Genomic DNA, 21,569 nt, shown 5'->3' on the forward strand with positions numbered 1-21,569 from the left:
AAAACAAAAGGCAGGGAAGACATTGCAGCAACTTGATAAACTTATCGTGATTATTGGCCCGACAGCGGTTGGAAAAACAGCGCTCAGCATTCACTTGGCCAAACGATTTAATGGAGAAATTATCAGCGGAGATTCAATGCAGATTTATCGCGGAATGGATATCGGCACTGCGAAGATCAAACAGGATGAAATGGAAGGGATTCCTCATCACTTGCTTGACATAAAAGAGCCGCATCAATCCTTTTCCGCTGCGGAATTTCAAGACATCGTAAGAAGGAAAATCAAAGAAATAACCGAAAGAGGCGCGCTGCCCATCATTGTGGGCGGAACCGGGTTATACATACAATCAGTAATTTACGATTATCGCTTTTCAGACAAAGGAGGGGACGAAGCCTTTCGTCTCAAGCTCGAAGAAAAAGCCGAAAAGATTGGCAAAGCAGCACTTTATGAAGAATTATTGAAAGTGGATCCGGAGGCAGCTAAAAAGATCCATCCTAATAATGTCCGCCGCGTCATTCGAGCCTTGGAAGTTTTCCAAACCACCGGAAGAAAAATGTCGGAATATCTGGAAAAGCAGGAGTCCAAGCAGCTGTATGATGTCGCCCTCATTGGATTGACGATGGATCGCGAACTGCTTTACAGCCGCATTAACGCGCGCGTGGATCAAATGATGAAGGAGGGGCTTCTTCAAGAAGTGGAAAGCTTGTGGCAGCGGGGCATTCGAGAGGGGCAAGCAGTCCAAGCCATCGGCTATAAAGAGCTATTTGCTTACCTTGCTGGTGAATGCACACTTGAAGAAGCGGTGGATCAGCTTAAGCAAAATTCAAGAAGATATGCCAAGCGTCAGCTCACCTGGTTCCGCAATAAATTGCCGGTCGACTGGTTCGATGTAACCGATGAAAAGCGCCGAACGGAAAAAATTAAAGAAATTAGTGATTTCCTAGCAGGAAAGCTGCGTTTGAAATAGAATTATTAATGTATAGATAGAAAGAGGAGGAGTAGTCATGAAACAAGGGATTAACATTCAAGATCAGTTTTTAAATCAAATGCGTAAAGATGGTACGCTAGTAACTGTATTTTTGTTAAATGGATTTCAATTGCGCGGTCATATAAAAGGCTTTGACAATTTCACGGTTTTATTTGAATCAGATGGCAAGCAGCAGTTAGTATATAAGCATGCAATTTCCACATTTGCTCCGCAGCGGAACGTTCCAATTTCATTAGAAGAGCAGGAATAAACGGGTAAAACGGATAAAAGCGTGTACATTTACTTGTACACGTTTTTTTTATGGGGAAAATCAGTTAAAATAGATGTACAAATAGAGAAGGAGCAGATGAAAGTGGATGTATGGAATGCAGTGTCAGCAGCAAATAGTTTTTTATGGGGATGGTTTTTAATCATCGCTTTGCTCGGCACAGGTGTATATTACACCTTTAAATTGAGGTTTGTTCAGCTGACGCAAGTATCAAAAGCTTTTAAAGTGGTTTTTAAAAAAAATACGAAAGAGAGCGGAGGCATTTCCTCATTCCAAGCTTTATCGACGGCGGTAGCTGGACAAGTAGGTACTGGAAACTTAGCCGGTGTGGCTACAGCGATTGCCGCCGGCGGTCCAGGTGCTATCTTTTGGATGTGGGTCAGCTCATTTTTAGGAATGGCGACAATATTTGCTGAAGCTGTACTATCGCAAAAGTACCGCGTGGAGAGGAATGGCGAGTATCTCGGCGGTCCGGCCTATTATTTAGACCGCGGCGTCGGAAGCAAAAAGCTGGCGGTTCTTTTTGCGGTATTTATCATACTGGCATTAGGGTTTATCGGCAACATGGTTCAGTCTAACTCTATTGCCGCTGCTTTTGACGGAGTTCTTCCCGTTCCATCGATGTGGATCGGAATCGCCGTAGCTTTGCTGGCAGGCTTTGTGCTGTTTGGAGGAATCAAGCGGATCGCTTTGTTTGCAGAGAAAACAGTACCCTTTATGGCGCTCTTGTATATAATCGGAAGTGTCGTGCTTTTATTCCAATTTAGAAATGAAATTATTCCGGTTTTTGAGCTGATTTTCACTTCCGCTTTTCAATTTGAAGCGGCAGGCGGAGGCGTGCTTGGAGCGACCATTAAAGAAGCGATTCGCTACGGTGTTGCGCGCGGACTGTTTTCCAATGAGGCGGGAATGGGGTCCACTCCTCATGCCCACGCAACAGCGAAAGTTCGCCATCCGGCAGAGCAAGGGCTCGTAGCAATATTAGGTGTTTTAATTGATACGATTATCATTTGTACCGTGACGGCATTAGTCATTTTAGTATCGGGTGCCTATACAACGGGTGAAACGGGTATTGCTCTGACTCAGCAGAGCTTTATTGCAGGCTTTGGTGAGAGCGGGAAAATATTTATCGCGATTTGTTTGTTATTTTTCGCCTTCACGACCATTATTGGCTGGGCGTATTTTGGAGAATTAAATGTCAAATATTTATGGCAGGACAAAGGAGTTCAGATCTACAGGACGGTCGTATTATTATTTATTATTATCGGGTCTGTTATTCATCAAGTCGATTTAGTATGGGAGCTAGCCGATTTCTTCAACGGACTGATGATCATCCCTAACTTGATTGCTTTGATGTATTTGCGCAAGACCGTCCACCAGTCTTTGCTTGAATATAAGAAGCTTTACTAATGGAAAGACAGCTGCGGCTGTCTTTTTATGTATGCTTTTCTCAGGTCATGAATAGAATGAAGAAAGGGAAATTATTTCTTGGGAAAGCGCAAATTAAGTGATCCTTCGACAAATTACAACAATGCTGATGGGGTGAGGGAGATGAAGCAGCCAATAAGGTTGAAAGATAACGGACAAATTAATGTTGTGCTGCATACGAAAAAAGACCGCGTTCAACAACCAGCCCGTAATGACAAGCTGTTCGAATGGTCGAACTCCACAGAGCACGCTGTTTTAAAAAGCATCGAAAGTGAATTGGATGCTTTAATCGGACTTGATGACCTAAAGCAAATGATCAGGGAAATTTATGCTTGGATCTTCATCAACAAAAAAAGGGAAGCAAGCGGATTAAAACCTGGCTCTCAGGTGTTGCATATGATGTTTAAAGGAAATCCGGGCACAGGGAAAACGACGGTCGCCCGGATTATCGGCAAACTGTTTTATGAGATGAAGGTACTTTCCAAAGGGCATTTAATCGAAGCGGAACGAGCGGATTTAGTGGGCGAGTATATCGGGCACACAGCGCAAAAAACAAGAGACTTAATCAAAAAAGCCATGGGCGGAATTTTATTTATTGATGAAGCATATTCTTTAGGCAGGGGGGGAGAAAAAGATTTCGGGAAAGAAGCGATTGATACTCTTGTAAAGCATATGGAAGACAAGCAAAATGAATTTATTCTCATACTGGCGGGGTATCCAAGGGAAATGAATCATTTTTTTTCATTAAATCCCGGGTTGGAATCTCGTTTTCCTTTTGTCTTTGAATTTCCAGATTATCAAGCCGAGCAGCTGATGGCCATCGCTGAAAAAATGGCGGCGGAAAAGCAATATGAATTCAATGAAGAAGCAAAATTGAAATTGCGTGAACATTTTATCATCGCTAAAGAAAAGCACCCGTCTACCTTTTCAAACGGCCGGTATGTGAGGAATTTGATAGAAAAAGCGATCCGCAGCCACGCAGTGCGGTTATTGAAAGAAAGCAATTATAACTATCGGGATTTAATGATCATTCACGCAAAAGACATCAGCCTGCAATGATTCTTCGGCATGAATGACTGTCCTTTGATTATATCAGCTTGATGGAGGAGCAGCTGAAAGAGATGGCACGGCAGCCATTTTTGCTGCTTATCCGTCAATGCGGACAAATAAAAGACTATTTTATATTTTCTGAAAAATGATTGTGTGTAGTAAATGAAATATGGTAGTATACATATTAGAGGATGATGAGGATGCCAAAACGGAATTTAAAGCAAAGAATAATTGATACTTCGTTGGTGATGTTTGAGAAGTACGGCTATCATGGGGTAACCGTTGATCAAATCGTGGAAGAAACGGGAACGTCTAAAGGAGGATTTTATCACAATTTCAAATCGAAAGATGAACTGCTGTATCATATTCATGATATGTTCATTACTTACGTTTTAAATCGTGCTAAAGAAGCCTATCACCACTGCGATTCTCCGGTGGAAAAGCTATGTGCGATTGTGCTTTCATTTACTAAAGTGTTTGATCTCTACAAGCCCCATATCACCGTCTTTTATCAAGAAAGCACGTACTTAAAAGGAGAATTTCAACAGGAAATTCACGAGAAGCGGGATGCTTACCGAAAGATTATTTTGCAAGTGATTAGAGAAGGGCAGGAAAGCGGTGACTTTCGCCCGGAGGTGCCTGCGGAGATTACAACGATGGCGATTATTGGTATGGTTAATTGGACGTACAAATGGTTTAAACAAGACGGTGAATTATCTATTGAAAAAATTGCAGAGATTTTTAATGATTTATTGGTGCATGCTTTAATAACGGAAAAAGGAAGGGACAATGCGGGAACTTTCAAATATTTGCTCAAAAATCAGCCGGTCAATTAATTGCTGGCTATTCATTTGCATGAAAGAGACCGACTAGTCCGTTTTATTTTTTGAATTATCTAAAAAGGGGGAGTCAGGGTGAATTTTGAATTAACGAATGAACAGCTGATGCTAAAAGAAATGGTAAGGGACTTTGCCAGTCAAGAGATTAAACCTTATGCCCAGCGCTTGGATGAAACATCCGAATTTCGCCGTGAGACTTTCAAGAAAATGGGGGAACTTGGACTCCTCGGCATTCCTTTTCCTGAAAAGTATGGCGGAGCAGGCGGGGATACGATCTCCTATGCGATCAGTGTGGAAGAAATCGGAAAAGCATGCGGCGGCACCGGGTTGAGCTACGCTGCGGCCATCAGCTTAGGCGCAAGCCCCATCTATTATTTCGGAACGGAGAAGCAAAAGCAGGAATGGCTCGTACCCATGGCGAAAGGGGAAGCATTAGGGGCGTTTGGCTTAACGGAACCGAATGCCGGTTCGGATGCTGGTGGAACGCAAACGAAAGCGGAATTAGAGGATGATGAGTACGTCATTAATGGTGAGAAATGCTGGATTACCAATGCCGGGTATGCCCGGCAAATAATTGTGACAGCGGTTACAGGGAAGCGGGAAGATGGAAAAAAAATCGTTTCCGCTATCATCGTACCAACCGATGCGCCGGGAGTGAAGATCTCCTGCCATTATGACAAGATGGGAGTGCGCGCTTCGAATACATGTGAGATTATCTTAGATCAAGTTCGCGTGCCAAAAGAAAATTTGCTTGGTGACAGCCAAAAAGGATTCAGTCAATTTCTGTTCACCCTTGATGGCGGAAGGATTTCTATTGCGGCATTAGCGGTAGGCATTGCTCAAGCCGCTTTGGAAAAAGCTGTGCAATATGCCAAAGAGAGAGTTCAATTTGGGCAGCCGATTTCCAAATTTCAAGCAATTCAATTTAAGCTGGCGGATATGGCTACAGAAGTTGAATTAGCAAGGAATTTGGTTTATAAAGCTGCTTGGCTTAAGGACCAGGGCAAGCCATTTGGAAAAGAAGCGGCGATGGCGAAGTTATTTGCATCAGAAACAAGCTTTCGGGCAAGCAATCAAGCGATTCAAATTCATGGCGGATACGGCTATATGCGTGAATATGAGGTAGAGAGGTATTTAAGAGATGCCAAATTGCTTGAAATTGGGGAAGGAACGTCAGAAATTCAGCGTTTGGTGATCGCCCGTCATCTCGGCTGCTAATGAATGGAGGGGAAGGAGATCATGACCGGCTTACTAGAACAAACGGTAGGGGAATTGTTAGCGGAAAGAGCCCGGCAATTTTCAGATCATGAGGCACTCGTCTATGCTGACCGCCCTTTGCGACTTACCTATAGCGAATTTGAGAAGTTATGCCGGAATGCTGCTAAAGGTCTCATGGCGCTCGGCCTTCATAAAGGGGATCATATAGCTGTTTGGGCAAGCAATGTTCCCGAATGGGTCACCCTTCAGTTTGCTACTGGAAAGATGGGGGCTGTTCTGATTACGGTCAATACGAATTATCGCCAGGCAGAGCTGGAATATTTATTGAATCAATCAGAAAGCGAAACACTCATCTTAATGGAAGCCTATCGAGGAAACTCTTATATTGAAACACTGTTCGAATTATGTCCTGAATTGCGGGAATGCGAGCCGGGAAAGTTGCAATCTGAGCGTTTGCCGCTATTGAAAAATGTCATCCTTATAAGCGAGAAGCGATACAGCGGGACGTACAATTGGTCGGATCTTTTGCAAATGGCGGAACAAGTAAGCGATGCCGAACTTGATGGACGAATTAGCAGCTTGCGGCCTGACGAAGTCATCAATATGCAATATACATCCGGGACGACCGGTTTTCCGAAAGGGGTCATGCTGACGCACAGCAATTTGACCAATAATGCTGTAAATATTGCTTCGTGTATGGAGCTGTCGCATAAAGATCGCCTTTGCATACCCGTTCCTTTCTTTCACTGCTTTGGCTGCGTGATTGGCACACTTACTTGTGCAGCGGTTGGTGCTACGATGGTTCCCGTGGAGGAATTTCATCCTGAAGCAGTTCTGCAAACCGTTGAAGCAGAAAAATGCACAGCGCTTCACGGGGTTCCGACGATGTTTCTCTCTGAATTGAATAGTCCGAATTTTCAGGAATACGATCTTTCCACTTTAAGAACAGGGGTCATGGCAGGCTCTAATTGCCCGATTGAGGTAATGAAGTCCGTTATGAATCAAATGAATATGAAAGAGATAACAATATGCTACGGACAGACGGAATCATCGCCGGTTATCACGCAGACAAGGGCGAATGATCCAATCGAGCTTCGAGTTGAAACGGTTGGCCGAGCGCTGCCCCATGTAGAGATCAAAATCGTGGAGCCGGGATCAACAGATGCGCTTCCCCCAAATGTTCAAGGAGAGCTTTGCACCCGCGGTTACCATGTTATGAAAGGTTATTACAATAACCAGGAAGCCACAGACGAAGTCATTGACAGAGAAGGCTGGCTTCATACCGGAGATTTGGCAGTAATGGATGAGAGAGGATATATCAGAATAACAGGCCGTTTGAAAGATATGATCATCCGCGGCGGAGAAAATATTTATCCTCGGGAAATTGAGGAATTTCTTTATACGCATCCGAAAGTATTGGATGCGCAAGTTATTGGCGTTCCAGATGAAAAATACGGGGAAGAAATCATGGCTTGGATCATTTTAAAAGAGGGAGAAACAGCGGACGCAGAGGAAATAAAAGAACATTTTGTAGAGAAAATATCCCGCCACAAAATTCCAAAATATATTCACTTTACCAAGGAATACCCGATGACCGCTTCAGGAAAAATTCAGAAGTTTAAGCTTCGCGAGCAATCGCTTAATTTGCTGAAATAAAGAAAAGGGGAGATTCAATTGTTTTCTAAGATCATCATTGCCAACCGGGGCGAGATCGCTTTGCGGATCATCCGCACTTGCAGAAGATTAGGGATTCGTACAGTCGCTGTCTACTCGGAAGCCGATTCGGATGCGCCGTTTGTTCGCCAGGCGGATAAAGCGTATTGCATTGGGAAGCCTCCTGTTCATCAAAGCTATTTAAACGGGGAGGAGATCATCCGTGTGGCGAAGGACAGCGGGGCAGAAGCCATTCATCCGGGCTATGGCCTGTTATCGGAGAATGCAGCCTTTGCCCGGAAATGCCAAGAGGCGGGCTTATCCTTTATCGGGCCTTCTCCTGAGGTGATGGAGGCGATGGGAAGCAAAATTGAAGCGCGCCGAACAATAAAGGAGGCCGGCGTGCCCGTCATTGAAGGGGTTGATAGGCCTATAGAAAGCGAAGAGGAAGCGGCTCAATATGCCAAAAGCATAGGGTATCCGTTCATGCTGAAAGCCTCGGCCGGCGGCGGAGGAATTGGTATGCAGCTCGTCCATTCGGAAGAAGAGCTTATCAAAGCGTTCGCCAGCAATAAAAAGCGCGCCCAATCTTTCTTTGGCAACGGAACGATGTTTTTAGAAAAGTATATTCCGCATTCACATCATATCGAAGTGCAAATTCTGGCCGACTCTTATGGAAATATTCTGCCATTATGGGAAAGAGAATGCTCCATCCAGCGCCGCAATCAAAAGGTAGTAGAAGAAGCGCCTTCTCCGTTTATTTCTGAAAACACCCGTCAAAAAATGCTGGACGCAGCCGTAAAAGCGGCTCAGTATATCGGCTACACAAATGCCGGAACTATTGAATTTCTGGTGGACAGCGAGCAGCATTTTTATTTTCTCGAAATGAATACAAGACTTCAGGTAGAGCATCCGGTTACCGAGGAGATTACCGGTCTCGATCTTGTAGAGGAGCAGCTGAAAATCACTTCGGGCGCAAGACTTTCCATGACGCGAGAACAGCTGCGAAAAAGTGGGCATGCCATTGAGGTGAGAATTTATGCTGAAGATCCGAAAACATTCTTCCCGTCACCCGGAACAATCAGCGCTCTTCAATTGCCTGAAGGAGAGGGGATCCGCAATGAATGTGCGGTCGAGGCGGGTTCGCAAGTGACGCCATTTTATGATCCGATGATCGGAAAGCTGATCGCATGGGGAGAAACGAGAGAGGAAGCCTGCCGGCGGATCAAGCGGGCACTCGAACAATACAAAATTGAAGGGATCAAAACCAATATTCCGATGTTGCTTCAAGCCATCAGCCATGAGCAGTTTTTAAAAGGGAATACGACTACTCAGTTTGTAAGTGAATACTATTTGCCGCAATTAATATCTGCTGATTAGGAGGGAATGCAAATGACAACTGTACAGGCAAGCATGGCAGGGAATGTATGGAGAGTCCTTGTTTCAGAAGGAGAGGAAGTGAAAGCTGGCGATGATGTGGTGATTTTAGAATCGATGAAAATGGAAATCCCCATTGCTGCAGAAACAGGCGGCATAGTTCAGAAGGTGCACATTCAGGAGGGGGATTTCGTCAACGAGGCTGACCGGCTAATCGATCTTGAATAGGAGGTGTACATGTTGCCGCTTCCCATTAAAGCGACAATCAAAGAAGTAGGCCCGCGCGACGGCTTGCAAAACGAAGTTCATCAAGTAAGCACAGAACATAAAACGGCTTGGGTCAATCAATTGTCCGAAAGCGGGCTTTCCTATATTGAAGTGACTTCCTTTGTTCATCCCAAGTGGATTCCTCAGCTGGCAGACGGCAAGGAAGTTCTGGCTTCTATAAACAAGCAGCCGGGGGTGACCTATGCAGCACTTGTTCCCAATATGAAGGGGCTTGAAAGAGCCTTACAAAGCAATGTTGATGAAATCAGCGTGTTTATGTCGGCGAGTGAAAGCCATAATGTAAGCAATATCAATAAGACGATTAACGAGACATATCCCGTGGTTAAAGAAGTGATTTCAGCAGCAAAAGCAGCGGGAAAAACCATTCGCGGCTACTTGTCCACCGTCATTGCCTGCCCGTATGAAGGAGCGGTTGAACCGGAGCAAGTCCTCCGAGCAGCCGATCACCTGTTTTCAATGGGCATTGATGAATTATCGCTTGGGGAGACAATCGGTGTGGCGGTGCCTACACAAGTAGAAGGAATGCTGGAGAAAATATTGCCGCACTTTCCCGTTGAGCAGCTGGCCATGCATTTTCATGATACACGCGGTACGGCGCTTGCGAATATCTTGAAATCCTTAGAAATGGGAATTACCACTTTTGACAGCGCTCTCGGAGGACTCGGGGGCTGCCCGTATGCCAAGGGTGCTGCTGGAAATGTAGCGACAGAGGATCTTTTGTATATGCTGGCTGAAATGAAGATTGAAACAGGAGTGCAAATGGAAGCTTTAGTGGCAGCTGGAGAATACATGGAGGCGATATTAGCAAAGCCGTTAAGAAGCAGACAAATGGAGATTCATCGCCAACTAAAAAGGGGGCAAGAGCTTGAAAGAAAGCGTTGATGTTCAAAGGAGAGAAGAGGGGATCGCCGTCATTACGCTGAATCGTCCGCACGCTGCCAACGCTCTTTCAAAGCGGCTATTAGGCGATTTGCGTGAGGCCATTTGCCAAATCAGGCATGACTCCTCCGTGCGGGCTGTGTTAATAACGGGTGCGGGTGAAAAAGCATTCTGTGCAGGCGCGGATTTAAAAGAGCGCAAGACGATGACCGCAGCCGAGGTAAAGCAAACTGTTCAGCTGATCGGGAAAACCATTCATGAGGTGGAGGCATTACCTCAGCCAGTCATCGCTGCAGTGAATGGAGCGGCATTCGGAGGAGGATTAGAGCTGGCGTTAGCCTGCGATATCCGCATCGTGTCCAAACGGGCGAAAATGGGACTGACGGAAACGTCTTTAGCTATCATTCCGGGCGCAGGGGGAACGCAAAGATTGCCCCGTTTAATCGGGGTCGGGAAAGCGAAGGAATTAATCTTTACTGCGAAAAAGCTTAGCGCTGAGGAAGCGGAGCAAATCGGTCTGGCGGAGTATGCCGTTGAGCCGGAAGCGCTGCGGGAGTTTGCATTAAACTTGGCGAAACAAATAGTGAAAAATGCTCCCTTGGCCTTAATGCAAGCGAAGACAGCGATCAATCAAGGCATGCAAGTGAGTTTAACGGCGGGATTGGAAATCGAGCGGCTTGCCTACCAATCATTAATTGCCACGGAGGATCGTCTGGAAGGACTGCGCGCTTTTGCTGAGAAGCGGCCGCCCCAATACCAAGGAAAGTGAGGAAACAAAGAGATGAATGAAGCCGAGCTGAAGACTGTTTATAACGAGAAGAAAGAAGAAGTCGTAAAAGGCGGCAAACAAAAGTATCACGAAAAAAACAAAGAGCAGGGTAAATTATTCGTCAGAGAAAGGCTTCGCTTGCTGTTTGATGACGATTTGCAAGTGGAGGACGGACTGTTTGCCAATGTCCTGGCTGACGGTTTGCCTGCCGATGGTGTTGTAACCGGAATGGGAAAGATCAATGGTCAAACGGTTTGCGTTATGGCAAATGATTCAACTGTGAAAGCAGGGTCGTGGGGAAAAAGAACAGTTGAAAAGATTATTCGCATTCAGGAAACAGCAGAGAAGCTGGAATGTCCGATGCTTTATCTTGTTGATTCTGCCGGGGCCCGCATTACCGACCAGCTGGAGATGTTTCCGGGCCGCCGGGGAGCAGGCAGGATTTTTTATAATCAAGTCAAATTATCAGGCAAAATTCCGCAAATATGTTTGCTGTTCGGACCTTCTGCTGCAGGTGGAGCTTATATTCCGGCCTTCTGCGATATCGTCGTGATGGTGGACGGGAATGCCTCCATGTATTTAGGATCACCGCGGATGGCGGAAATGGTGATTGGAGAAAAAGTGACACTCGAGCAAATGGGCGGCGCTAAAATGCACTGCACCATTTCGGGCTGCGGCGATGTGCTGGCAGAAACAGAAGAAGAAGCGATTGCATACGTCCGCAAGTATTTAACCTACTTCCCGAAAAGCTATAAGCAAAAGCCTGAGCCTGCCGCTCCGAAAGCGCCGGCACGATTCGAAAAAACGATTGAAGAATTAATTCCGAAAAATCAAAACGCCCCTTTCGATATGTATCAATTGATTGATCGCTTGGTCGATGAAGATAGCTTCTGTGAAATCAAGAAGCGGTTTGCTGCTGAGCTGATCACAGGACTTGCCCGAATAAATGGGCTGCCGGTCGGGATTATCGCCAATCAGCCCCGCGTAAAAGGGGGCGTTTTGTTCCATGATTCGGCTGACAAAGCAGCGAAATTTATCAGTCTGTGCGATGCGTTTCACATTCCGCTGCTATTCCTTGCTGACGTGCCCGGATTCATGATCGGAACAAATGTGGAAAAGGCGGGGATTATTCGCCACGGCGCCAAAATGATCTTTGCTATGAGTGAAGCAACGGTTCCCAAAATGACCGTCATTGTGCGTAAGGCCTATGGAGCCGGACTATATGCGATGGCTGGCCCTGCTTTTGAACCGGACTGCTGTCTGGCGCTGCCTAGCGCGCAGATTGCGGTGATGGGACCGGAGGCAGCGGTAAATGCCGTGTACGCGAATAAGATTGCTTCCCTTCCAGAAGCTGAACGCCAGCCTTTTATTCATGAAAAAAGAGAAGAATATCGTCGCGATATTGATATTTACCGCTTAGCTTCTGAACTGATTATAGATGATATTGTGGAACCGAATAATCTTAGAAGTGAACTTGCCGCCAGATTGGATGCATATATGTCAAAATATTTGCATTTTACAGACCGCAAACATGGTGTTCATCCAGTGTAGGAGGGGGGAAAGGGCGATGAAGAAGATTTATACAGATTTTCACCAAGCTGTTTCTGAAATCAAAGATGGAATGACGGTGATGGTGGGAGGGTTCGGCTTATGCGGAATACCGGAAAATTTAATTCAAGCGCTGGCCGCCTCCGGAGTCAAGGAATTAACCGTGATCTCTAATAATTGCGGAGTCGATGATTGGGGGCTTGGATTGCTGCTGGAAAACAAGCAAATCAAAAAGATCATAGGCTCTTATGTGGGAGAAAATAAAGAGTTTGAAAGGCAAATGTTAGCGGGTGAAATGGAGGTGGAGTTAACGCCTCAAGGGACGCTGGCAGAAAAAATTCGTGCAGGCGGCGCCGGCATCCCTGCTTTTTATACTCCAGCGGGGGTGGGCACGCCTGTAGCTGAAGGAAAGGAAATTCGTGAATTTAATGGCAAAAGTTATTTATTAGAGGAATCCTTGACCGCGGATTTCAGTCTTGTCTGTGCGCAGAAAGCGGATGAGATGGGCAATCTCGTTTACAACAAAACAGCCCGCAATTTCAACCCGATGATGGCTGCGGCCGGCAAAGTGACAATTGTCGAAACAGAAGAGATTGTGCAGGCAGGAGAATTGGACCCGGAATGTATTCATACGCCGGGAATTTACGTTCAGGCTCTTATTCAAGGCGCTCAAGAAAAGCGGATAGAAAAAAGAACCATTAGAAAGGAGGGATCTTCATGAAGATGAGGGAAAAGATTGCAAAGCGTGCCGAAAAAGAAATAGACAACGGTCATTACGTCAATTTAGGCATAGGCATGCCAACATTAGTCGCCAATTTTATTTCTGATGATAAGCAAGTGGTGCTGCAGTCGGAAAATGGGCTGCTCGGGATTGGTCCGTACCCAGCGGAAGCAGAAGTGGATGCGGATTTAATTAATGCCGGCAAAGAAACCGTGACAGCCATTCGGGGCGCTTGCTATTTTGACAGCGCGGAATCCTTTGCCATGATTCGCGGAGGACATATTGACGTTGCGATTCTAGGCGGAATGGAAGTCTCTCAAAATGGCGATTTGGCCAATTGGATGATCCCGGGCAAGATGGTGAAAGGCATGGGAGGAGCGATGGATCTCGTTCACGGTGCCCGCAAAACGATTGTCATTATGGATCATGTCAATAAGCGCGGACAGTCCAAAATATTAAAAGAATGCCAGCTGCCGCTGACAGGAAAAGAAGTCGTCCAGCGAATCATTACCGATCGGGCAGTAATGGATGTGGAAGATGGGCGCTTAAAGCTGATAGAAGTGGCTGATGGATATTCTGTTCAGGATGTGATCGATTGCACTGAAGCAGAATTAGTTATCAGTGAAGATGTTAAGCTTCACGCTTATTAAGAAGAGCAAGCTTCCGTCCCCTCGTCCACAGGATGAGGGGGCGGCTTTGTCATTCGGAGCTAAGCGATCTTCGAGGAAGCTTCCAATTGTATTTATAAGAAAGCACCCGAAGCACGGTAATGGCGATGAACAGACACCAAAGCTCAAGCGTTGAATGGACGATATTGAAGCCAATGATTCCGCCGGCGACCGCTGCCCATACGCCGTAAATTTCATTTTGAAGCAAGGCGGGTTTTCGTCCGGCGAGGAGATCGCGGATCAGCCCCCCTCCGCTGCCTGTCAACACGGCAGCGACAATCACCGCGCTGATGGGATGCGACATGCTGGCAGCAAATAGCGCGCCTTGCATCGCAAAAGCGGACAATCCGATTGCATCAAAGAAGTTTCCCCATACAGGCCAGTGCTTCAGAAGATTATGGGGGAATAAAAGAAAGACAGTAATCGATAGCAAAGCAATTTGGAAAAATCCTCCTTGTCCCCATAAAGCAGAAACGGGCACTCCGATTAACAGATTGCGAATAGCCCCGCCGCCAAACGCTGTGATCATTCCCAGTACATATACTCCAAACAGATCATATTCTTCCTCCATTGCGACAATCGCTCCGGAGATAGCAAATGCTGCCGTTCCGATGACAGTAAAGACCTCCCATGTGATCCCCATATAGTCTCCTCCTCGCTTCAATTGAAAGAATCATCGAGAAATTCATTATAGTATGAGCGGCTGAAATGTACCAGCTGTTTGGAAATGGCCTATCTATGTCTAACGCATTAGTATTTATACGTATTTTTTGGTAAGATGAATGGTAGAAAATTTTTAGGAAAGTGGGAACCTCATTGAACAATGACCTAAAAGAAAGAGCCATTCTGGTCGGTTGTCAATTAGATGAACAGGATGGCCAGTTTTTTTATTCCATGGATGAATTGGCTTCACTGATCGAGACGGCGCAAGGAGAAGCTGTTCTCATGTTAACGCAAAAAAGAGACCGCATTCACCCAAGCACCTATATAGGCAAGGGGAAAGTTGAGGAGCTTAAGCAGCTGGAGGAGGAGTTCGAACCGGACTTAATCGTATTTAACGATGAGCTGTCTCCGAGTCAGGTGCGAAACCTATCAGCTCAGCTGAATGCGAGAGTGATTGACCGCACCCAATTAATATTAGATATCTTTGCTCGGCGCGCGCGTTCTCGAGAAGGCCAGCTTCAAGTTGAACTCGCTCAGTTGCAATATTTGCTTCCAAGGCTTGCCGGCCAGGGGGCCGCCCTGTCCAGATTGGGCGGCGGCATTGGAACGAGAGGGCCGGGAGAAACAAAATTAGAAACTGACCGCCGCCATATACGCCGGCGAATAGACGAGATTAAACGCCAGCTGCAAATCATAGTTGAACATCGGCAGCGTTACCGCAGCCGCCGCAAAAAAAATAAAGCTTTTCAAATTGCGCTTGTCGGCTACACAAATGCCGGCAAGTCGACTTTATTTAACCGGCTGACATCCTCTGATTCATTGGAAGAAAACCAATTGTTTGCCACTTTAGACCCTATGACAAGAAAGCTGGTTCTTCCTAGCCGCTACCAAGCGATTTTAACCGATACAGTCGGTTTTATTCAGGACTTGCCCACCACGCTAGTGGCCGCCTTCCGTTCCACGCTGGAAGAAGTGCGCGAAGCGGACTTGATCCTCCATGTAGTTGACAGCTCCAATCCCGATTACGCCCAGCATCAAGCGACTGTGAGGGAGCTTCTGAAGCAGCTTGAAATGGATCATTTGCCGGAGCTGACCGTTTATAACAAAAAGGATCAAGTCCATTCGGAATTTGTTCCTTCCTCGCAGGCGAAAAGCCTGCTGATCAGTGCGCTTAACCCGAGCGATCGAGAGCGGTTAAAAGAACAGATCGAAGGGATGCTGAAGGAGCAGATGACCGCTTATTATGCGCAAATTCCATCCGCAGAAGGAAAATTAATATCACAGCTGCAGTCCGAAACAATCGTGGAACAAATAAAATACAGTGAAGCGGAACAAGCTTATTTTATAATGGGCTATTCATTTACCGATCACCCCGTCTATGGAGCGATCGAAAAATATAAAGTAAACAGTTGAGGGAGAGTTTTATGTTTGAATTACTTAAACACGGTGATAAAATAAAGCATTTGGCTGCCGCCGCGGAAAAGAAAATAGCTGATATGCATAAGGCTATTGAGCGCCGGGCAGAAACAAACCAGTTTCGCGTTTTGCGGAGCTTTCAGAACCATCAAGTAAGCGAATTTCATTTTGCGCCTTCCACTGGATATGGATACGATGATCTCGGCCGGGATACGCTTGAAAAAATTTATGCAGAAGTGCTCGGCGGAGAGGCGGCTCTCGTTCGGCCGCAAATTATTTCAGGCACACACGCCATCTCTATTGCCCTTTTTGGAATGCTCCGGCCAGGTGATGAGCTGCTGTATATTACCGGCAGCCCGTATGATACGTTAGAAGAAATCGTGGGCATTCGCGGCGATGGAAATGGTTCATTGAAAGAATTCGGGATTCATTACAATAGCGTACCGCTTAATGAAGAAGGAAAGCCGGATTTTGCTGCGATTCGGGCGGCCATCAAGCCGCATACTAAAATGATCGGAATTCAGCGTTCGAAAGGCTATGCGGTCCGCCCTTCTTTTGCAATCGCTGAAATCGAAGAAATGATTCGCTTTGTAAAAGCAGTCAAAAGTGACGTCTTAGTTTTTGTGGACAATTGCTACGGTGAGTTTACGGAAGACCGTGAACCTTGTCATGTAGGCGCTGATCTTATGGCAGGCTCGTTAATTAAAAATCCCGGAGGCGGCTTAGCGAAAACAGGCGGGTATCTAGTTGGAACGCAAGAGGCGGTTGAAAGCTGCTCATACCGCATGACCTCCCCGGGAATTGGTGCTGAAGCAGGAGCCAGTCTTTATAGCCTGCAGGAAATGTATCAAGGCTTCTTCCTGGCGCCGCATGTGGTAGGCGAGAGTTTGAAAGGCGCAATATTCACAGCGGCCATGCTTGAAAGCCTGGGAATGAACACGATGCCGAAATGGCATGAAAGCCGGACGGATTTAATTCAAGCCGTTCAATTTGAAGACCGTGAAAAAATGATTGCGTTCTGTCAAGCGATTCAATTTGCCTCTCCGGTGAATTCCCATGTGACGCCGTATCCCAGCTATATGCCGGGGTATGAAGACGAGGTGATCATGGCTGCGGGAGCCTTTGTGCAGGGGGCGAGCATTGAGTTGTCAGCAGACGGTCCTTTGCGGCCGCCGTATGCGGCTTATGTCCAAGGAGGGCTAACCTATTCCCATGTAAAAATTGCCGTTTGCAGCGCGATTGATCAATTAATGGAGAAAGGTTTCGTTTAATGAAGAAGCCATCCTTTCTTTCAAAAAGGGAATAGAGCTGCAGGAAAATAGACAAAGCGAACCTTAACGAAGTGACCAACTCCGTTAAGGTTCGCTTTTTTGCTTAAAGAAGCTTTAGATGCTCTAAGTAAAACTAGATCAGCCGATTTTTCATGTTAGATTTTATGACATAGGTTTGACATAAGTAATTACGTGGTATATAGTTAATACCAGATAAAGAAAGGGGGAGAAGTTGATGAGCAGTCATATTAGGCGGTCCATGCCATTATTTCCAATAGGTACGGTGATGAAGCTCACCGATCTTTCGGCTAGGCAAATTCGCTATTATGAAGAGCATCAATTGATTCATCCTGAACGAACGGAGGGAAATCGGCGTCTCTTTTCTTTATATGATATTGACCGCTTGCTGGAGATTAAGGATCTAATTGATCAAGGGATCAATATCGCTGGCATCAAAAAACTGCTGTTAAATGAAAAACAATATGCTTTACATAGTGATTCAAAAGAAAAAGAGGGTAAACATAAAAAGGACTTTACGGATGAGGAGCTGAGAAAGCTGCTGCGCAAAGAATTGATTAATGCCGGCCGTTTTCATCGGCAAGATAACCCTCACAGTAACAGATACCGGTTTTTCCACTGATCTTTTGGCATATAGCAAGCTATAATTTTGAGGAGGAGTTTTAGTACATGGGTAAGTATACACGCGAAGACATTTTGAATTTAGCAAAAGAAGAAAACGTAAAGTTTATTCGTCTGCAATTTACCGACATATTGGGAACAATCAAAAATGTTGAAATCCCTGTGAGCCAGCTGGAAAAAGCATTGGACAACAAAATGATGTTTGACGGTTCATCGATCGAGGGCTTCGTTCGCATCGAGGAATCCGATATGAACTTATATCCTGATCTTGACACATGGGTAGTATTTCCTTGGACAGCGGAGAAAGGAAAGGTGGCCCGTTTAATTTGCGATATATACAAGCCGGACGGCACACCGTTTGAAGGGGATCCCCGCAATAATTTAAGACGCGTGCTGAAGGAAATGGAAGAAATGGGCTTCTCTAATTTTAATTTAGGGCCAGAACCGGAATTTTTCTTATTTAAACTGGATGCCAATGGAGAGCCTACTCTTGAATTAAACGATAACGGCGGTTATTTTGATTTAGCGCCAACGGATCTAGGAGAAAACTGCCGCCGTGATATCGTTTTGGAATTAGAGGAAATGGGTTTTGAAATTGAAGCGTCTCATCATGAAGTAGCACCTGGACAGCATGAAATTGATTTCAAATATGCCGATGCGTTAACGGCTTGTGACCAAATCCAAACTTTTAAATTAGTTGTAAAAACCATTGCCCGCAAGCATGGTTTGCATGCGACATTTATGCCGAAGCCTCTTTTCGGAGTGAGCGGTTCAGGAATGCATTGTAATATGTCTTTATTTAAAGACGGCCAAAATGCTTTTTATGATAAGAACGGCGAAATGGAACTAAGCGACGTTGCTTACCAATTTATCGCGGGGACGATTAAGCATGCGCAAGCTTTCACGGCGATTACCAACCCGACGGTTAACTCCTACAAGCGCCTAGTGCCAGGCTATGAAGCGCCTTGCTACGTGGCATGGTCCGGTCAAAACCGCAGCCCGCTTATCCGCATACCGGCTTCACGCGGAATGAGCACTCGTGTGGAAGTGCGCAGCGTCGATCCAGCTGCTAACCCATACTTAGCGATGGCAGTATTGCTTGAAGCGGGGCTCGATGGCATCAAAAATAAAATGACTCCTCCTCCGGCAGTCGATCGCAATATCTATGCCATGAACCAAGAAGAGCGCGAGCAAGAAGGGGTAGAAGATCTGCCGGCCACTTTGGCGGAAGCCCTGCAAATGCTTAAAAAAGATAATGTGATTCAAGCCGCACTTGGCGATCACATTCTTGAGCACTTTATTGAAGCGAAAGAAATTGAATGGGATATGTTCAGAACCCAAGTCCATCCTTGGGAGCGCGAGCAGTACATGCAAATGTATTAAGGCTGCACAAATGGGCTGTAAGATCCTGCTTTATCATGACAGCAGGAGCGACAGCCTGTTATTAGCTCTGTTAGCAAGAAGCTTGGATGAAACTGCATCTTCAATTGTGATTCACTAGCAATTGAAGATGCAGTTTTTTTGCTTAGAAAGAGGGGAGCTTTTTTAGGCGGTCGGACTATTCTTCAGCAAAATGAGCAGGACGGCTGGCAGCGAGGGGGTGGCTGTTCGGTTGAATATTTTTACAAGATTGCATCATGAAATACATCGCCGAAAACCATACATTACACCAAATCGATATGTGAACCTGACGGAATTATCAATTTTGCCAGGTTCTTTCTGCGTTCTGACTCTTGTTGAATAAAAGTGAACGAAACAAAAAGAGGTTATTTTATGTTTATAAGAGAGGGTGCTCAATTTTGGGGTTGACGATTACACACAAAAAAAGCATTAGGAACGGATGATGTAAGTTCCTAATGCTTTTTGGCTTGATTATGCGCCTACTGCTTGAGTTTCATAGCGTTTTTCAACAAAGACCGCATGCCACATCATAAAGATGAGAACGGTCCAAATTTTGCGGCTGTAATCCATCTTGCCGCTGCAATGATCTTCAAGCAATTGCAAAACATATTGTTTATTGATCAAGTGATCGGTGCCGCTTTCTTTAATCAGTTTGACTGCCCAATCATGCATTTCATCTTTCAGCCAGTGGCGGATCGGCACTGGGAAACCCAGCTTTTTGCGGTTTAGCACATGGTCAGGCACGATGCCTTCAGCCGCTTTTCTTAAAATATACTTTGTTGTGCCATTCGCTGTTTTGTAGCGCGTCGGGATTTGTGAAGCGACTTCAAATACTTTTTTATCCAAAAACGGCACGCGCAACTCTAAAGAGTGAGCCATTGTCATTTTGTCTGCTTTTAATAGAATATCACCGCGCATCCAAGTATGGATGTCAATGTATTGCATCCGGTCTACATCATCGTAGCCTTGTGTTTCATCATAGAAGCGCTTCGTAATTTTAGTGTATTCTAAACCGGATTGGTAATTAGGCAAAAGCAGCTTTTTATCGGTTTCTTCAAACATTTTTGCGTTGCCGATATAGCGTTCTTCCATCGGAGTGACCCCGCGTTCGATAAAGCTCTTGCCTCGCATTCCCTCTGGCATCACCTGAGCGACTTTTTTAAGGATGGATTTAAAGATGCCTGGAATATTGTTAAACACTTTTAACGATTGCGGCTCGCGGTAAATATTATAGCCGCCAAACAGCTCGTCTGCACCTTCACCAGAGAGCACGACCGTCACATGCTTTCTTGCTTCTCTTGCTACGAAGTATAACGGCACGCAGGCTGGATCAGCAAGCGGATCGTCCATATGCCATAGAATTTTCGGGAGTTCTTTCATATACTCTTCCGGCGTGATCGTATAACTGATATTTTCTACGCCAAGCTTATCCGCTGTTTCTTTGGCTACATCCACTTCGCTGTAGCCATTGCGTTCAAAGCCGACGGAAAAAGTTTTTATGTTCGGATGATACATTTTGGCAATCGAGGCGATGATGGAAGAATCGATTCCTCCAGATAAGAAGGAACCAACGGGCACATCGCTGCGCATATGGATTTTCACTGAATCCAAGAGCGCGTCCTGCACCATTTTAATGTACTCATCTTCAGAACGTAAGATTGGATTGAATGAAGCTTTCCAGTAGGGTTTAATCTCCATTTTCTGTCCGATTTTTTTAGTGAAATAGTGCCCAGGCTCCAGTTTAAAAATCTCCTTGTCCATCGTTTCCGGTTCAGGAACGTATTGGAAAGTAAAGTAGTTTTGCGCTGCTTCTTCGTTTAGCTCGCTGGATTGCATGGCGTGCAAAATGCTTTTCTTTTCAGAAGCAAAAAAGGTTCTCCCAGCTTCTTCTTTATAGAAAAACGGTTTAATGCCGAACGGGTCGCGGGCGCCAAACAATTCATTTTCTTTTTTGTCCCAAATCACGAAACCAAACATGCCGCGCAGCTTTTCAACCGCTTTTTCTTTGAGGCGGCTGTAAAGCGCAATGATGGTTTCTGTGTCGGAAGCGGTGCTGAATTCCACACCGTCTTTCTCTAATTCTTCGCGAAGCTCTAAATAGTTATAAATTTCTCCGTTGAAAATAATCCAGTAGCGTTCATTTTCGAAAGACAGCGGCTGGCTTCCGCTTTCAATATCGATAATGCTTAGGCGTCTAAAGCCGAATTGCACATAACTGTCGGAATAATAGCCTTCATCATCGGGGCCGCGATGGTAAATCCTATCATTCATTTGTTTAAATTGCTGTTCAGTAAGTCTGTTAGACGCTGTTTTATCATCATACACACAACCAATAAAGCCGCACATATTTAATTTTTCACCCTTCTCTTTAATAATCATCATTTGCAAAGCTGGCTTCCAATCCAATAATGGAAAGTATTGAGCCTTACTGCCTGAAGAAAACAGGACTTTTTTTCACTTGCTCATCATAACATAAAACGTGTCC

Annotated in this window: 20 protein-coding genes; 18 read left to right on the forward strand and 2 right to left on the reverse strand. The window is 45.5% G+C overall.

The window, feature by feature from the left end; translation table 11 throughout:
• Positions 1–22: 22 nt before the first annotated feature.
• The 14 genes from miaA (at position 23) to CEF20_RS06305 (ending at position 13,676) form a co-directional block, all read left to right on the forward strand.
• Entirely contained in the window at positions 23–967 is a 945-nt protein-coding gene (miaA, locus tag CEF20_RS06240) for a tRNA (adenosine(37)-N6)-dimethylallyltransferase MiaA (RefSeq protein ID WP_100330993.1), read from the forward strand.
• A gap of 37 nt (positions 968–1,004) precedes the next feature.
• Complete coding sequence (gene hfq / locus CEF20_RS06245) at positions 1,005–1,238, forward strand: RNA chaperone Hfq (RefSeq protein WP_100330994.1); 234 nt, start codon at positions 1,005–1,007, stop codon at positions 1,236–1,238.
• A 102-nt stretch (positions 1,239–1,340) separates the two neighbouring features.
• The gene (locus CEF20_RS06250; protein ID WP_100332018.1) at positions 1,341–2,666 is read left to right on the forward strand and encodes an alanine/glycine:cation symporter family protein; all 1,326 of its coding nucleotides are present in this window, start codon (positions 1,341–1,343) and stop codon (positions 2,664–2,666) included.
• Positions 2,667–2,807: 141 nt separating this feature from the next.
• Positions 2,808–3,743, forward strand: a complete 936-nt coding sequence (gene spoVK, locus CEF20_RS06255) for a stage V sporulation protein K (RefSeq protein WP_100330995.1) — start codon at positions 2,808–2,810, stop codon at positions 3,741–3,743.
• 191 nt (positions 3,744–3,934) lie between these two features.
• Positions 3,935–4,570 carry a TetR/AcrR family transcriptional regulator gene (locus CEF20_RS06260; protein WP_100330996.1) on the forward strand — a complete coding sequence of 212 codons (636 nt, stop codon included), beginning with the start codon at positions 3,935–3,937 and terminating at the stop codon, positions 4,568–4,570.
• A 78-nt stretch (positions 4,571–4,648) separates the two neighbouring features.
• On the forward strand, positions 4,649–5,791 hold the full coding sequence (locus tag CEF20_RS06265; RefSeq protein ID WP_100330997.1) for an acyl-CoA dehydrogenase: 1,143 nt from the start codon (positions 4,649–4,651) through the stop codon (positions 5,789–5,791).
• A gap of 21 nt (positions 5,792–5,812) precedes the next feature.
• Complete coding sequence (locus CEF20_RS06270; protein ID WP_100330998.1) at positions 5,813–7,447, forward strand: AMP-binding protein; 1,635 nt, start codon at positions 5,813–5,815, stop codon at positions 7,445–7,447.
• 18 nt (positions 7,448–7,465) lie between these two features.
• On the forward strand, positions 7,466–8,824 hold the full coding sequence (locus CEF20_RS06275; protein ID WP_100330999.1) for an acetyl-CoA carboxylase biotin carboxylase subunit: 1,359 nt from the start codon (positions 7,466–7,468) through the stop codon (positions 8,822–8,824).
• A gap of 12 nt (positions 8,825–8,836) precedes the next feature.
• Positions 8,837–9,049: an acetyl-CoA carboxylase biotin carboxyl carrier protein subunit gene (locus CEF20_RS06280; RefSeq protein WP_100331000.1), complete on the forward strand. Its 213-nt coding sequence runs from the start codon at positions 8,837–8,839 to the stop codon at positions 9,047–9,049.
• A 9-nt stretch (positions 9,050–9,058) separates the two neighbouring features.
• A complete protein-coding gene (locus tag CEF20_RS06285) occupies positions 9,059–9,991 on the forward strand; it encodes a hydroxymethylglutaryl-CoA lyase (RefSeq protein ID WP_100331001.1) in 933 nt (310 codons plus the stop codon).
• A complete protein-coding gene (locus CEF20_RS06290) occupies positions 9,975–10,757 on the forward strand; it encodes an enoyl-CoA hydratase (protein WP_100331002.1) in 783 nt (260 codons plus the stop codon). The genes CEF20_RS06285 and CEF20_RS06290 overlap by 17 nt, the downstream gene beginning before the upstream one ends.
• 12 nt (positions 10,758–10,769) lie before the next feature.
• Complete coding sequence (locus CEF20_RS06295) at positions 10,770–12,308, forward strand: acyl-CoA carboxylase subunit beta (RefSeq protein ID WP_100331003.1); 1,539 nt, start codon at positions 10,770–10,772, stop codon at positions 12,306–12,308.
• Positions 12,309–12,324: 16 nt separating this feature from the next.
• Complete coding sequence (locus tag CEF20_RS06300) at positions 12,325–13,026, forward strand: CoA transferase subunit A (protein WP_100331004.1); 702 nt, start codon at positions 12,325–12,327, stop codon at positions 13,024–13,026.
• Complete coding sequence (locus tag CEF20_RS06305) at positions 13,023–13,676, forward strand: CoA transferase subunit B (RefSeq protein ID WP_100331005.1); 654 nt, start codon at positions 13,023–13,025, stop codon at positions 13,674–13,676. The genes CEF20_RS06300 and CEF20_RS06305 overlap by 4 nt, the downstream gene beginning before the upstream one ends.
• A 49-nt stretch (positions 13,677–13,725) precedes the next feature.
• Here the strand turns inward: CEF20_RS06305 and CEF20_RS06310 are convergent, their stop codons facing one another.
• Complete coding sequence (locus CEF20_RS06310; protein ID WP_100332019.1) at positions 13,726–14,331, reverse strand: trimeric intracellular cation channel family protein; 606 nt, start codon at positions 14,329–14,331, stop codon at positions 13,726–13,728.
• Positions 14,332–14,510: 179 nt separating this feature from the next.
• On the opposite strand from CEF20_RS06310, the gene hflX reads away from it, so the two are divergent.
• The 4 genes from hflX to glnA all read left to right on the forward strand — a co-directional run bounded on the left by hflX (position 14,511) and on the right by glnA (position 19,066).
• Complete coding sequence (gene hflX / locus CEF20_RS06315; RefSeq protein ID WP_100331006.1) at positions 14,511–15,770, forward strand: GTPase HflX; 1,260 nt, start codon at positions 14,511–14,513, stop codon at positions 15,768–15,770.
• A gap of 11 nt (positions 15,771–15,781) precedes the next feature.
• Positions 15,782–17,044: a methionine gamma-lyase family protein gene (locus tag CEF20_RS06320; protein WP_100331007.1), complete on the forward strand. Its 1,263-nt coding sequence runs from the start codon at positions 15,782–15,784 to the stop codon at positions 17,042–17,044.
• A gap of 235 nt (positions 17,045–17,279) precedes the next feature.
• Positions 17,280–17,684: a MerR family transcriptional regulator gene (locus CEF20_RS06325; protein WP_100331008.1), complete on the forward strand. Its 405-nt coding sequence runs from the start codon at positions 17,280–17,282 to the stop codon at positions 17,682–17,684.
• A gap of 47 nt (positions 17,685–17,731) precedes the next feature.
• Complete coding sequence (gene glnA / locus CEF20_RS06330) at positions 17,732–19,066, forward strand: type I glutamate--ammonia ligase (protein WP_100331009.1); 1,335 nt, start codon at positions 17,732–17,734, stop codon at positions 19,064–19,066.
• A 489-nt stretch (positions 19,067–19,555) separates the two neighbouring features.
• Here the strand turns inward: glnA and asnB are convergent, their stop codons facing one another.
• Positions 19,556–21,430, reverse strand: a complete 1,875-nt coding sequence (gene asnB, locus CEF20_RS06335; protein ID WP_100332020.1) for an asparagine synthase (glutamine-hydrolyzing) — start codon at positions 21,428–21,430, stop codon at positions 19,556–19,558.
• Positions 21,431–21,569: the final 139 nt, after the last annotated feature.

This window comes from Bacillus xiapuensis (genome assembly GCF_002797355.1).
Classification (GTDB): domain Bacteria; phylum Bacillota; class Bacilli; order Bacillales; family Domibacillaceae; genus Bacillus_CE; species Bacillus_CE xiapuensis.